The 13,132-nt window shown below is 42.7% G+C and carries 13 protein-coding genes; 9 read left to right on the top strand and 4 right to left on the bottom strand.

The genetic code is table 11. The features are described from left to right. Window positions 1–94: 94 nt before the first annotated feature. Window positions 95–1,144 carry a transposase gene (locus DSL64_RS22230; protein WP_199539468.1) on the top strand — a complete coding sequence of 350 codons (1,050 nt, stop codon included), beginning with the start codon at window positions 95–97 and terminating at the stop codon, window positions 1,142–1,144. A gap of 5 nt (window positions 1,145–1,149) precedes the next feature. Here the strand turns inward: DSL64_RS22230 and DSL64_RS22225 are convergent, their stop codons facing one another. The 3 genes from DSL64_RS22225 to DSL64_RS22215 all read right to left on the bottom strand — a co-directional run bounded on the left by DSL64_RS22225 (window position 1,150) and on the right by DSL64_RS22215 (window position 3,472). Next, on the bottom strand, window positions 1,150–1,545 hold the full coding sequence (locus DSL64_RS22225) for a hypothetical protein (protein ID WP_147300404.1): 396 nt from the start codon (window positions 1,543–1,545) through the stop codon (window positions 1,150–1,152). A 281-nt stretch (window positions 1,546–1,826) separates the two neighbouring features. Further along, window positions 1,827–2,549: a hypothetical protein gene (locus tag DSL64_RS22220; protein ID WP_115833140.1), complete on the bottom strand. Its 723-nt coding sequence runs from the start codon at window positions 2,547–2,549 to the stop codon at window positions 1,827–1,829. Between the two features lie 122 nt (window positions 2,550–2,671). Next, the gene (locus tag DSL64_RS22215) at window positions 2,672–3,472 is read right to left on the bottom strand and encodes a hypothetical protein (RefSeq protein ID WP_115833139.1); all 801 of its coding nucleotides are present in this window, start codon (window positions 3,470–3,472) and stop codon (window positions 2,672–2,674) included. A gap of 234 nt (window positions 3,473–3,706) precedes the next feature. Here DSL64_RS22215 and DSL64_RS22210 point away from each other — a divergent pair, with 234 nt between their 5' ends. Together DSL64_RS22210 and DSL64_RS22205 are read left to right on the top strand one after the other, a co-directional pair. Then, a complete protein-coding gene (locus tag DSL64_RS22210; protein WP_115833138.1) occupies window positions 3,707–5,563 on the top strand; it encodes a sensor histidine kinase in 1,857 nt (618 codons plus the stop codon). Next, window positions 5,547–6,305 (top strand): response regulator transcription factor, encoded by a 759-nt coding sequence (locus tag DSL64_RS22205; protein ID WP_115833137.1) that lies wholly within the window; start codon window positions 5,547–5,549, stop codon window positions 6,303–6,305. Before DSL64_RS22210 ends, DSL64_RS22205 begins: the two co-directional genes overlap by 17 nt. Window positions 6,306–6,315: 10 nt before the next feature. Here the strand turns inward: DSL64_RS22205 and DSL64_RS22200 are convergent, their stop codons facing one another. After that, window positions 6,316–6,735 carry a hypothetical protein gene (locus tag DSL64_RS22200; protein ID WP_147300403.1) on the bottom strand — a complete coding sequence of 140 codons (420 nt, stop codon included), beginning with the start codon at window positions 6,733–6,735 and terminating at the stop codon, window positions 6,316–6,318. Window positions 6,736–6,920: 185 nt separating this feature from the next. Between DSL64_RS22200 and DSL64_RS22195 the strand changes: the two genes are divergently transcribed. From DSL64_RS22195 to DSL64_RS22175, 6 genes are read left to right on the top strand one after another with little or no spacing between them, the layout of a single operon-like run. Further along, complete coding sequence (locus tag DSL64_RS22195) at window positions 6,921–7,649, top strand: outer membrane beta-barrel protein (protein ID WP_115833135.1); 729 nt, start codon at window positions 6,921–6,923, stop codon at window positions 7,647–7,649. 21 nt (window positions 7,650–7,670) lie between these two features. Continuing rightward, a complete protein-coding gene (locus DSL64_RS28855) occupies window positions 7,671–7,937 on the top strand; it encodes a hypothetical protein (RefSeq protein WP_147300402.1) in 267 nt (88 codons plus the stop codon). Window positions 7,938–7,963: 26 nt separating this feature from the next. Beyond that, the gene (locus DSL64_RS22190) at window positions 7,964–8,821 is read left to right on the top strand and encodes a hypothetical protein (RefSeq protein WP_115833134.1); all 858 of its coding nucleotides are present in this window, start codon (window positions 7,964–7,966) and stop codon (window positions 8,819–8,821) included. Between the two features lie 35 nt (window positions 8,822–8,856). Next, a complete protein-coding gene (locus DSL64_RS22185) occupies window positions 8,857–9,615 on the top strand; it encodes a MotA/TolQ/ExbB proton channel family protein (protein WP_115833133.1) in 759 nt (252 codons plus the stop codon). Window positions 9,616–9,650: 35 nt separating this feature from the next. Further along, window positions 9,651–11,093, top strand: coding sequence for a S41 family peptidase (locus DSL64_RS22180; RefSeq protein WP_115833132.1), 1,443 nt, complete (start codon window positions 9,651–9,653; stop codon window positions 11,091–11,093). 44 nt (window positions 11,094–11,137) lie between these two features. Beyond that, the gene (locus tag DSL64_RS22175; RefSeq protein WP_229217184.1) at window positions 11,138–13,132 is read left to right on the top strand and encodes a tetratricopeptide repeat-containing sensor histidine kinase; all 1,995 of its coding nucleotides are present in this window, start codon (window positions 11,138–11,140) and stop codon (window positions 13,130–13,132) included.

Raw genomic sequence — 13,132 nt, 5'->3', positions numbered from 1 at the left:
CTGAAGGCCTTTTATTAAGATCAATTTACTCAAAGAATATGTAAGATTTAAAATCTGGTTCAAACGTACTATGTTAACCATTAACATTATACTGATGAGCGTTTTAAAACAAGTATTAGGAGTAGATGTTGCCCAGAAGGAACTCGTGGTTACGCTAGGCCGGTTGCTGGCAGATTTAAGTATTGAGTTATATGCTTTTAAAGTTTTCAGTAATAGCGAAAAGGGCTTTATATCCTTGCTGACATGGACTAAAAAGCTGACAGATACGAACATTGGAGTTGGGTTTGTAATGGAAGCGACGGGCGTTTACCATCAGAAGTTCGCTTATTTTTTGGATGATCATGGTTACGCCTTAAGTATAATTCTGCCAAACAAAATAAGCAACTACATCAGAACTTTGGAGGTTAAAACGATTACTGACAAAAGTTGTTCGGAAGCCATCGCAAGGTTTGGGTTGGAGCGAAAGCTAGATAATTGGAAACGCCCTAAAAAAACATATAAAAGCCTGCAACAACTCACCAGAGAGCGAGACCAGGTGGTTTTAGAGCGATCAATGGTAAAAAATCAGCTACACGCGGAATCTCAGGAAGCAGAGCCACATGAGCGGAGTTTGGAGCGTTTGAAGGAGCGGATTAAGTTTCTTAGTAGTCAGGAAAGAGAGATTAAAGAAGATATAGAGCAGGTTGTTAATCGGGATGCTGAGCTCAAAAAAGAAGTGGAAATTATCAGTAGTATTCCAGGGGTAGGAGAATTGACGGCTGCAATTATTTTGGGAGAAACAAATGGTTTTGAATTGATACGAAATAAGAAGCAACTCACCAGTTATGCAGGCTTTGACGTCAAAGAAAAACAATCAGGGACTTCGGTGAAAGGCAAACCAAGAATATCAAAAAAAGGAAACCGAAGCCTTAGGAAAGCAATGTATTTACCATCAATGAGCGCAGTAAAATGGGATGATAATTTCAAAAATATATACGTAAGGATCGTCAGTAAACAGGGTATAAAGATGAAGGCCTTGATAGCTGTCCAGAGAAAATTATTGGAACTGGCGTACACCTTATTTAAGACCAAAGCAAGCTATGACAAATCATACGAAAGCAAAAAGGTGGAACAAAAAAATAGCATGTCAGCACAAAAGGCATAAACATGCTATACTGGCTGGCTCTGGGCCGCCTTCAAACAAAGGTATAAAAAATTGAAATTTTTATAGGTTGTCAACACAGAATCTAGAAAACCGCCCAAACCAACAAACAGAAGACCGATCAGAGCACTTTCTATCATGAAAATTGTTACTAATCCAGCTATAACTAAAAGTGCCGTAATCATGTACTCTTTCTTTTTTGGGGGCGCAACTTGCTGTGCCATTATAGATTGACTTGTTCCTGTTGTTCTCGTGTGCGCAGAGCCGAAACCGCCACCAAATCCTCCGCCGTATCCGGCTCCCCCACCGGACGTCCGGCTTGTGGTATTGATTTGCTGGGTTCCCATCTGATATATCACACTTAGTTTTTGCACATTGTCAGAGCTGCATTGGGTACATTGCATAGTATATAAGGTTTAGGTGTTTGTAATCAAGAATGTTTGAAACTCAGGCAAGTCTATTAGGTTCCATTACTTCGGGTATACGGCAATCTTGTTAAAGGGAATCAAAATCCCCTTGCTTGATATTACTCCGTTTCTTGAAGGTTTCACGTCATCTAGATAATCTGCCAGGTCTATCTGCTTTCGTCCACCGTCACGGTACACGTTTAAAGAGCACCCCCAAGACCCGCAACAATCCCGGCCTTCGGATCGCACAGCATACTCCATTTTTCCATCTCCGTTTATTATTTCAGTGGTATAAACGTAAAATTGGTCTCTTCACCATCCGTATATTCGGTAGTTTTCAGAATTGAACTCGTCAATTCTCTGATTATCACATAATTTTTTTCTTCATTAACCTGACTTCCGGTTTCCCAATATACAAGCCGGTCCGATTTTGTGGAATGCCACTTCCAATTCATATTGGCTTCCTCAACGATATGAGTACCTGCCAAAAACTGACCAAAGTATGTACCTGCCTTAGAAAAAATGACATTAATTTTATCAGCACCGAGATCATTATCGTTCAAAATATATCCGTCCTCAAACTTTGTCAGAGTCCAGGCTCTAGCGAGCAACTCCGTTTTTGATCCTGTGATAGCTATCGATACCTTATCCCCGCTTACTTTCACCGTGTTGGCATTCCAGGTAACACTACCGGATAATTTTGTCCCCTCAATAGAAATGCCAGAGACCTTACCATTGTTTGCCAGTGTAATTTCATTACCACTCACCACCAGATATTTCCCTACAACACCGTTCTTGTTAAGTTCCTGATAAATAAATGTACTGTCTGCCAGAAATTCTATCGAACCCGTTTCTGCCAAAGTTCTCACGGATTCGAGTCCCAAAGTCCATTTACCTAGAATTTCAGTACTCAATTCCGCCTTGGTTTTTTCAATAGCAGGTTGCTCAGGTTGAGGTGCCGTGTCCTTTGAGCATGCTCCTAATAATATTAAACATAGCATTAGGAAAACAGGTAAACATGTTGATTTTTTCATAGGTCAGTTCCTGAAGTTGATTTTTTACAAAATATATTAAAGAGTATCCGCCAAAACAGTAAAAAGATAATTGTAATTGACAATGCATATCAATCGACCGCAAACGCATATACGTCTATTGCATTGGCACTACCGTTTGGTTTACCGGCAAAGAAATACTCTCCCTTCTCCAGCTTTTGTGAAGGGACCAGCTTATATACTCCGTTGCCGGCGGGCAATATGTTGCAACTGATAGTGTTGTTGCCCGACTTGGCTCCTCCGGTAGGTTTTGCAGAGAAATGAGCAGCGGTACGTTTGCCCTTTTCAATTTTGGTTTTGAATAAAACAAACTCCGGCGCTCCTGCCCCAGTATTGACCAGAAAGCTCACCGAATCGGTTGCCTGCGAACGTACTCCTGCACTGGTGCCGGAAATTTCGTACTGTGCAGTAGCACCGCCATATCCGAACGCTTTTAATTTTGTGGCTGTGTTGGCTATATTCTTTTCCAGCGCTTTCAATTCTTTATTACCGGCTACATACAGATAAGGATGATTAATGAGTTCCACCTTTGCCGCAATCTGCTTTTCCTTTACTGGCTTTGCACCTGTAGTTTTTTCCGCCGGCAATGCTTTAGGACTTTCGCTTTTGGCAGCGTTTTCCACCATCGCCGAAATGACCTCATTGGCAACCCCCTGCTTCTTAAGGTTAATAAGCATAGCGGATGAGACATTAAACTTATTCTCCCCGTTGTTGATTGTAGTGATAATCACTGATTTGTCGAGACCAGCTTTGGTAAGCGAGATAATGGTTTGATTGGTTAGTACTTCTGGTGTGCTTTGGGTAAAGCCCTGTGTTGCTAATAAAACACTGGCCAGAGTGGCGGTAGCAAAAAGTTTTCTGAACGTTGACATGAGTTGTAAAGGGGATTATACATGTCAAAACAATACATATACACGTTGTACCCAATCAGTTTTTTCCCAAACAGGCTAAATGATTTCCCAACAAATGATAATTACTTCCCGGATTTACAAGACACCTATTAAATCCTGAAAACCGGTGACTTTTTTACATACTTTCATTTTAGCACTCCTTAATTATTTCTATCTTACCAGCAACTCAACACCTTCCTTTAAAAACGTTATGAAATGATGACGGAGAAAAATCTGAAACTTCACAAGCAATACAAATCGCTGTTCCTTAATCACTCTGAGAGTACCCGAAAAAAAACAATTCTTATTTCTCTGACTATCAGTATTTTTTCGATATCCATGAGCTTCGCCTTTCAGGATAAACCTAATACCAGGGATCCTTATGAGAGACTTTTAGAAACTACAAAAGAATACAATCTGGCTGTTGCAAAAGGCGATTCTGTAGCGATAGCCGAAAATTCTTATTTACTGGGCAAACGACATATTGCCTTAAGTGATTATGCAGAAGGACAAAGGTGGCTTTTAAAAGCTTTAAGAATCCGGGAACGTATAGGTAATTTTGAAGACATAGGTAAAATTTACATGCGGATGCAGGAAATTCAAATTATATTGGGAACGCATCAATCTTCTGCATTTTATGCAAGAAAAGCACTGTTTAATTTTCAAAAAGACGGAAAGAAAAGAGGTTTGATGACAGCCTACACGGCAGTGGGAACTTCATTTATGCACCTTGCCAAAGCAAATAAAGATCACAGTATCAGTCTTGCCGTAAATCCTTTTCTAGACAGCGCCATCCACTATTTCAGACAATCCAACGTTCATGCCATCCCTCTTGGGTTTCATGGTGACGTTGGTGAGAATTACAGACATTTGTCCAATTGCTTCATACAAAAAGGAGATATCCGGCAATATGAAAAATATGTAAATCAGGCTGCTCATATCTTTAAAAGTCAAAATTTTAAAAGAAACGAATTACATTTATCTCTGGATGCTGTCGATATTTACCTCGACAAATCGAACTACCCCAAAGCCGAAAAATGGCTAATCAATGCTGAGAATCTGGTAAAGTATCCTGAAATTACTGACAATCTAAAGCAAAGTTTGCATATAGCCCGCGCCAGATTTTACGCCACACAGGAGCATTGGGCGAAAGCCTACTTTCATGTCCATCGTGCCTATGAATTAGACGTGGCAAATGCTCAGTTATATGGAAGACAATCCGTTGATGGAATCAGAAAAATACACGAAGGTGAATTAAAAGAAGTAGAGTTAAAAGCCCGGCAGAATGAGGTCCGGATTTTACAGAATAATGCTAAAATCCAAAACAAAATGACATGGACCATTTCCCTACTCCTGGCTGTGTCATTGATGACGGCACTATTCTTCGGAATCCTGTATAAAAAATACCTTTCGGTGAGCAGGCATAACGCGTTGCTGATTCGCGAGCAGAGTCATAGAACAAAGAATGATCTGCAATCTGTATGTAATCTGTTGAACTTGCAGCTGTTCAACGTTTCCGACGACGCTACGATACAAGTGTTGCAGGAAAGTTTGCTCCGTGTCGAATCAATGACCATGGTTCATCACCAATTGTATCAGGCCGACGACCTTGCTAAAATCAACCTGGAGCACTACATCAAAGATCTCGTAAATAGCGTGTTAAAGATCTATCATAAAAGCCAAATAAAAACTATTTTCGACATAAAACCCTGCTGGCTAAGTTCAGAAAAAGCGGTTTCATTTGGACTTATATTGAATGAATTAACCACGAATGCATGTAAGTATGGTTTGAATGAGGCCACCGCCCAATTAACCGCCAAGTGTGAAGAACGTGAAGGTGAGATAAACGTTTATTTTTCGGATAATGGCCCGGGCGTATCACCAGCATCCGAAGGCAATGGATTTGGTATAAATCTGATCACAATGCTAACGACTCAACTCAAGGCCACCGGACATTTCAACACAGAAGGAGGCTTTTCATACACCATGACTATTCCAATTACAGATACCTGGAAATCAAAAATCGCTAAAAGAGCTAACGATCCAAATATAATTCATGAGTACAGCCATTAATATTTTAATTGTAGAGAATGATATTTTGCTGGCCACCAATATAAAACTTAGTCTGGAAAAGGAAGGGATTGGTATTGCGGGCATAGCTAGCAACCTGGAAAATGCAGTTGAATTAATGAAGCGGTGTGACGTAGACCTGGCACTGATCGATATTGAGCTTGATGGCCCTGAGGATGGAATTATTACGGCAAGTGAACTTGTCAGAATAAAATGGATTCCGATCATTTACATAACAGGTAATACACCATTAGTCATTGGAGACAGGATTAAAAGAACTTTCCCTGCGGCTTTCCTGCAAAAACCAATCAGAATGAAGGAATTACAAGTGCAAATAGAAATTGCTTTACATAACTTCAATGAAGGGAATTTGCCGAGCCCATCAAAAATAGAAACAGAACATATTTTTCTCCCGACAGTAAATGGACTCGTCAGCGTAAAAATTAATGAGATTCTCTATGTAAAAGCAGAACGCATAAATGCTCAGTTGTTTCTTACCCAGACTGAAAGTAAAAGACTTCATCAAAATAACGGTTCTGCAGTGCTTGCTTTTGTTAACAAAGGCCGCATAGCCTCACGGCTGCCTTCGCAATTTTTCGAACTCTCCCGGTCATTTCTGGTAAACCTAAGTCATGTAACGAGAATAGATGGAGCGACCCTCTATCTGCAGGCTCACTCCATCCCTATTCCTGATGGACGTCGAAAAGCATTACTTGAAAGACTTACTGTCGTTAAGAACAGTTAGACATCAGTCCCTATCTGTCAAACTTCCTCCTGATCGCCTTCGTCAGTTTTTTCACCGATGCTGACTGGGAGTTGTACCCGTTTGCTCCGTTCGGACTGGCTTTATAGTATTCAGACTGCCATAGCTGATCTCCTTTTTTGTTCACCATAGAGGCACTCAGTGCTACCGATTTCCCACCCCAGGAAGTCCAGGTTACACCACCGGAAACCTTGCTGTCCAGCTTGATAATAAAATCTGCGCTGGATTTAGAACCAGCTACATTCCAGTACCCCCACTCCTTCAAGGCACCTGCCAATTCCTGTGCAGCGCTTTGTCCTACGTCGCTTTTATTGGCTTCAATGTAAACGGCATTTCCCTTTTGCAATGCCTGATCCTGACCGCTAGCCCATATGGGGGCTGCAATCAACAATGCTAACATGTAAATTCTCATAGTGGTGACTGATTAGTTCAACCACAAAGCTCGGCAAGGCTCCGGTCATTTTCTATCCCTGAAATCAGCCATTTTACTTACCTGAAAAAATGGCTGATTTCAGGGATAGTATGGCTCTGCTCTATATCCCAACTTTGCAAAACCAATTATTACTCATTCAAAACACACCGTAAAACTTGACGACTATGAAAAAGACACTCATTCTCACACTGATCACGCTATGCACACTTCCTTACTATGCTTCTGCCCAGAATACCTCCATTTTCGTAGGAGGTATGGGTGGAGGAAATCTCTCACTGTATAGTTACACGGGCGATTTTGCCAATACCTGGACGTCTTCCAGTGCCAAACCCGGATTGAATGGTGGGGTCGTCTTCGGAGCAGAATTTGGCAAGATGGCCGTTGTTTCCGGAATTAACTTTATTCAGAAGGGGACTAAATCTGAAACTGACAATTATCGTCTTGATGGCAACTATGTTGGCTATCTGAAAGGCAGAGAGAACACTTCATTCATTAATATTCCCCTCCTATTCCGTTATCAGTTCTTTGGTGATAAATTCGGTTTGGTGGCTTCTGCCGGTCCAACTTTTAACATCGGGCTTACCGGGAGTTCCCGCCTTGAACTGGAAGTGGCTAATGTGGGATCAGAAAGCCAGTCAGGAACGATACGCTTTGGGAAAGGTATCAATAATACATACCGTCGTTTTCAGCCGGGATTTATGCTTGGGCCGGGCATGCTGATGCGCGTAGGCGAAAAGGGCAAATTGGGTGTCAATATCATGTGGGACCTGGGCTTCAATGCCATCAACGAACGTAATGCACAGGCAAGACGCATTGACGGAAAAGTCATGAATGTGTCCACGATTCTGGGCGTCAGCTATACACACCACTTTACTTTTTCTGACAAGTACTAACGCCTCCAAACTCATTCTGCTATGCTGATTTGTAATAACTGTGGCTGTGTGCATCAACAGCAGGTTACGATCTGCACGCAATGCCGGATTCCCGGGGATTTCACCATTACACCCGACCAGCAATACCAGGCACCTGTTACAGAAAGTGTCATGTGTGTCAATTGTGGTAACCATATTGGTTCAGACCTGCTCAGATGCCCGGAATGCCGGTTTCCGTTGGATAAATCGGCCCGGCACCAAACCGATAAAAACCTGAGCCCTTTTACACGTAACCTTAAAACGGGTTAACTCATAACGATCAAACCATTTTGACTATGGCCAGAAATCGCGAACCTCAAATTTTTAACATATCATTTCTGGACGTGATTTGCGGAGCATTGGGAGCTGTAATCTTTCTTTTCATAGCAGTACCCAAAGGCGGCTCATCACCTTCCGGCAAACAGCAGCTTGCGATGTCATACGATACGCTGCACCGTCAGTTTTTTGCAACCATTCATGATAGTCTCAGACATAAAAAACCCGGTGACACTTTACTCGTAGTTTTGGCTGATTACCGAGAACTACCCGGACCTGAAGCATGCCCCGATTGCCCGGAATACTCAGAACTTCCGGAGCGTGTCAGCGAAAGGACGGCAGCGGCAACTATAAAGTCCCCAGGCAAAACGGAAAAAGCCGATACGGCAACTGCAAAACCGCTACCTGCTCGTCCTGAAGATCCAAAAAGAAGCAAATACCTGGGCGATCCGCCCGGTGTACCTTGTAAGGTATCCTTTGAAGTAAGCTGGGCAGACATTGCCGACAACGTCGACTTGTTCGTTTGTAAAGGAAGCAAATGCGTCTCTGGCGGAGCACGGGAAATCAAGGATATCGGACAATGGGACAGTGGCAAGGCGAAAACCAGGTTTTTCGGAAGCGATCTCAGAACTACACAGGAAGCCGTACGCCAGTTTGACAAGATACTTCCTGGTGAATACAAGATTTATGCACGCTTCAAGGAAAGTACCAAAAACAACACTTCGGTGCATGTGCGTGGGCTGGTTTATTCGAAAAGTGAGGCGGGCGAGGAAAAAGGTGAACCATTCTCAGGAACCCTGCAACTTGGTGCGGAAAGAGTACTGCTCGGTACCGTAACCCTCCCCGACAACGGCGACTTTCAGCTTGTAAAAAACTAAATATAGTCTCAGGATCACTCAAAAAATATTCACAAATGATCACCAGTAAACGACTTTTTCACCTGGCAATCAGTATCGTGGCGGCAGTTATGATCTGGTTTGCGCTAATTCTTCTGGCTTCCATGTCCTTAGGAGCAGGATTTAAACGCTTCTTTGAAGCGTTCGGAGGTTCCTTTGGCGGATATGTTCATGCCGTAATTTACACAGCATTCATATTCGGGCTATTAGAGGTTCTGGATTACCAGAAATTTATAAAGAAGCAAAATGAAGGTTTCAAACTAAATCTGCTTCCAGTTCAGGATCAGTTGATTCTTTCACCCGAGGAGGTGGCTAAAATTAAACTCAATGTCATTGATCTGGAAAAACACGGTTTGAGCTATTTGCTGACCGATTTTATCAAAAGGGCCTGCACGCAATACCGCAACAACCAATCGATCGGTGAAACACTGCAGGTGCTGAATGCCCAAATTGACAATAGTAAAACGGAGCTGGAAGGCCGACTGGAAATAGCACGTTTCCTGATCAGCGCCATTGCTTCGCTGGGTTTTATAGGCACCATTCTTCACCTGGCAGCAGCTATAGGTCTGTTTCACCTGGCCAAAACAGAAGAGGGAATGCCGCTGATTACACAAAGCCTCAATGTTTCTTTCGACACAACCTTTATCGCTTTATTTCTGGGCTTGATACTCAGCTATTTCTATCACCGGTATCTGGAAAACCTGGACACATTTTACTCCAGAATGCGGTCTTACATTATAGATAACCTGATCAGCCGTATTTACAAACCTCAGTAATCAGCACACATTTCTTCACCTTTTAGCCGGAAATCATGAAAACACTTCAAAAATTCAATCCGCTATTTTTCCTCGCACTTCTATTTATTTCCGCCTCCTGCGATCCGGATGACATCAATACGCTGGGAGGCAACCTGAATGTAAACAAACAGTCTGTCAACGACTGGACTTATCAGATAATGAACGATGGTTATTTCTGGTATGATCAGATGCCTGCCAAAAGTGCTACGGATTTGTCTGAAGAACCAGGCAATTACTTTGAAAAATTGGTATACCGCAGACAAACCCATGATCGTTTTTCAATGATCACCGATGATATAGATGCCGTACAAAAGCAGTTCAATGGGGTAAGTAAGGTATTCGGAATCCATTATATGATGGCTTACACTGATGCTTCCAAAACTAACGTCGGAGCATTTCTCAGCCACGTTTCAAAAACAAGTCCGGCAGAAAAAGCAGGACTGAAACGTGGTGATGTGATCACCAAAGTGAACGGTACAGCACTGACTGAAAACAATTATGTAAATCTTTTGGGCGGTTCTGAAACCATTAAGGTGAACCTGGGTGCTGTGAATGATGGTGTCGTTCAGACGGATGACAGTAAAACAATTAGCCTTACCAAAGCTGAAGTAACTGAAAACCCTATCGCCTATTCGAAGATTATTACCAAGGGAAACAAAAAAGTGGGTTATTTAGTCTACACCCAATTTGTACCCGGCACGGACGCGAACAAAGAACTGTATGACAACGAACTCAGAAGCATTTTTGCCGATTTTAAATCAGCCGGAGTGAATGAACTCGTCCTTGATCTGAGACTCAACGGTGGTGGCTACATGAGCTCTGCAGTAACTCTTGGCTCGCTGATTGTCAGTAACTACAGCGCTTCCAAGATTTTCTACAAAGAACAATGGAATGACAAGTACATTAAATACTGGCAGGAAAAGAACGGAGCAGATGCACTCACCTATAAGTTCTCTAATGAACAAAGTAACATCGGGGCACAATTGGGCAGGATATTTGTATTGACGTCGCAAGGAACTGCCTCTGCCAGCGAATTGATCATCAATGGGCTGCGTCCACACATGAACGTGGTGACTATCGGAGATCATACTGCAGGTAAAAATCTGTTCGGTACTTTGATCGGAGATGATAAAAAACGCTGGAAATATGGAATTTACATCATGCTTGGACAAACGGTAAATGCAAGCGGAGATTCCGACTACGGCACCTCAGAAGGCATAAGTGCCGACAGGGCCGTGCAGGACAACCAGTTGCCTTACAAAGCATTTGGTGATGAAAACGAAACACTTTTGAATGTTGCTTTGCGCGAAATGGGCATCCAGACCACGCCAAACGCAAGATTGTCGACGCCTGTAACAAGTCAACTGGTTTCCGAAAAACCACTGAGAGATTCGCCGTCGGTCTGGAATGAACAGATGATCAAAGATGTTCAGTTACCTCAAAAAACAGATTTATGATATTTGTTCGAATAAAGCTTATGTCTATTAAAAAATGACAGACCTTGAAACATAGAACTCAATTCTGGATCATTATTGCGTTTATACTGACGCATTTCCAACCGGCCTTTGCACAAAGTCCGGTTGGTGGCGTTTCATATGCCGATAGCCTTCGCGCTTCGTTGAAAAGCAACGCATCGGATACGGCGCGGATAGAAACACTTTTTCTGTTGTCCGATCATTACAGTGATAAAGATACCTCCCTTGCATTTAAATATGTAGATCAGGCCGCTACCTACGCTAAAAGACACCCCTATTATCAGGCACTTACCCACTTCTACCGCGCAGGTGTCTTTTTTGAATTCGACTATGCCAAAAGTCAGGCTCAATATCTGCAAGCCGAACGTCTGTTAAGAAACTTCAAAACAAAAGAAGCGCTCATTTACCGTTCCCGTAGCTGGGCTAATTACGGGGCACTTTATCAAAGACAGGATAATGAAAAAAAGTACGTGGAAGTACTGATCAATCAATCTATACCGTTGGCTGTGCAAGCAGGAGACAGTATCAGAGTGGCGAGAAATTATCAGAATCTCGGAATCATTTTTTCAAACCAGCTGGATTATACCAAGGCTGAGAAATACTTCAGACAAGCCATTTCCATTCTGGAGGCTTCGGGCTCCCGGTCATTGGAGCTCGTAGATGCGTATGTTTTCGGAGCCAAAAACTATATTTATCTTAAAGACTACCCGCCTGTGAAGCCCATGCTTGACAGCGCGCTGGCGATCCTTTCGGTTGATCCGGAGTCTGCCTACCTGACCGACTTATACATGGTAGAAGGCATGTATTATTCCAGACTCAAACAATTTACTTCGGCTTTAAAGAGTTTCAATAAAGGTATCGCACTTGCAGCAAAGCTTAAACGTCCCTACGATGTCCATAGCATTACCCTGCAGAAATATTTCACCTACAAAGCGATGGGTGATTATAAAAAAGCTTTTCAACTCCTGAAAGATTTGGCGGCGCAGGAGGAAGTGTATCCGCATCACAAAAACAGGATGCTCTACTATTATGAACTGGCACAAACGTCGGAGAAGCTTGGTGATATGCGATCGGCTTACAACTGGCTGCACAAATATTCCGTACTAGCCGATAGCGCCAATGAAGAACGAGTCAAAGCAGATATTACCGAGGTAGAAACGAAGTATCAGTCGGCCGAAAAAGAAAAACAGATTTATCAGCTACAGGCAAAAAACGAAAAAGCTGTATTGACCATCAAGAATAATAAACTTGTGAACTGGTTATTAGCCGTTGTTTGCCTCTTTCTTGCAGCTGTCACGATTCTGGTACTTTTGTTTTACAGAAACAATAAACGATTGTGGCAGCAGCAACAGCAATTACATGAACTTGAAGTGCAAAAAATAAAGCAGGACCACCGTATTTCGATGCTTTCCGCCATGCTTGAAGGTCAGGAGCAGGAACGCACCCGCCTCGCCAGGGACCTGCACGATGGATTGGGAGGACTTTTGAGCAGCATCAAAATAGAGCTTTCGCAAGTTTCCCGTCAACCCTTTCCACAAGTCAATGAAGGTATCACACGTACTTTATCGCATCTTGATGATGCAGTAAACGAATTGCGCCGAATTGCACGAAGTCTGATGCCTGAAATTCTGATGAAATACGGTCTGGCGGAAGCCACCAAAGAATTTTGCAAAAACCTGAAAGAAACGGGCGTCAATATGGTATGCCAGGTATTCAACTACAAAGGTACGTTACCACAGGAAAAACAGGTGGTGCTCTATCGGATCATTCAGGAGCTGGTCAACAATGCACTTAAACATGCATCGGCATCTCAGATTCTGGTGATCATCCAGCAGAGCGGGGAAAATCTTTTTGTCACTGTGGAGGACGACGGTAAGGGATTTGATACTACCAAACCCAACACAAAGAATGGAGCCGGCCTGACCAATGTAAAAGCCAGAGCAGATTTTTTGAACGCATCATTTGATATCCAATCAACGCCGGGTAGTGGCACCACCGTTACCGTAGAATGCAGTATATAG

Origin of the sequence: Dyadobacter luteus, assembly GCF_003383615.1 — a bacterium.
Classification (GTDB): Bacteria; Bacteroidota; Bacteroidia; order Cytophagales; family Spirosomataceae; genus Dyadobacter; species Dyadobacter luteus.
This window is presented reverse-complemented; position numbering and strand designations above follow the sequence as displayed.

Excerpts from the sequence above, each read along its gene's own strand:
- DSL64_RS22230 (WP_199539468.1), top strand. The coding sequence starts at position 95 with ATGAGCGTTTTAAAACAAGTATTAGGAGTAGATGTTGCCCAGAAGGAA.
- DSL64_RS22225 (WP_147300404.1), bottom strand. The coding sequence starts at position 1,545 with ATGCAATGTACCCAATGCAGCTCTGACAATGTGCAAAAACTAAGTGTG.
- DSL64_RS22220 (WP_115833140.1), bottom strand. The coding sequence starts at position 2,549 with ATGCTATGTTTAATATTATTAGGAGCATGCTCAAAGGACACGGCACCT.
- DSL64_RS22215 (WP_115833139.1), bottom strand. The coding sequence starts at position 3,472 with ATGTCAACGTTCAGAAAACTTTTTGCTACCGCCACTCTGGCCAGTGTT.
- DSL64_RS22210 (WP_115833138.1), top strand. The coding sequence starts at position 3,707 with ATGATGACGGAGAAAAATCTGAAACTTCACAAGCAATACAAATCGCTG.
- DSL64_RS22205 (WP_115833137.1), top strand. The coding sequence starts at position 5,547 with ATGAGTACAGCCATTAATATTTTAATTGTAGAGAATGATATTTTGCTG.
- DSL64_RS22200 (WP_147300403.1), bottom strand. The coding sequence starts at position 6,735 with ATGAGAATTTACATGTTAGCATTGTTGATTGCAGCCCCCATATGGGCT.
- DSL64_RS22195 (WP_115833135.1), top strand. The coding sequence starts at position 6,921 with ATGAAAAAGACACTCATTCTCACACTGATCACGCTATGCACACTTCCT.
- DSL64_RS28855 (WP_147300402.1), top strand. The coding sequence starts at position 7,671 with ATGCTGATTTGTAATAACTGTGGCTGTGTGCATCAACAGCAGGTTACG.
- DSL64_RS22190 (WP_115833134.1), top strand. The coding sequence starts at position 7,964 with ATGGCCAGAAATCGCGAACCTCAAATTTTTAACATATCATTTCTGGAC.
- DSL64_RS22185 (WP_115833133.1), top strand. The coding sequence starts at position 8,857 with ATGATCACCAGTAAACGACTTTTTCACCTGGCAATCAGTATCGTGGCG.
- DSL64_RS22180 (WP_115833132.1), top strand. The coding sequence starts at position 9,651 with ATGAAAACACTTCAAAAATTCAATCCGCTATTTTTCCTCGCACTTCTA.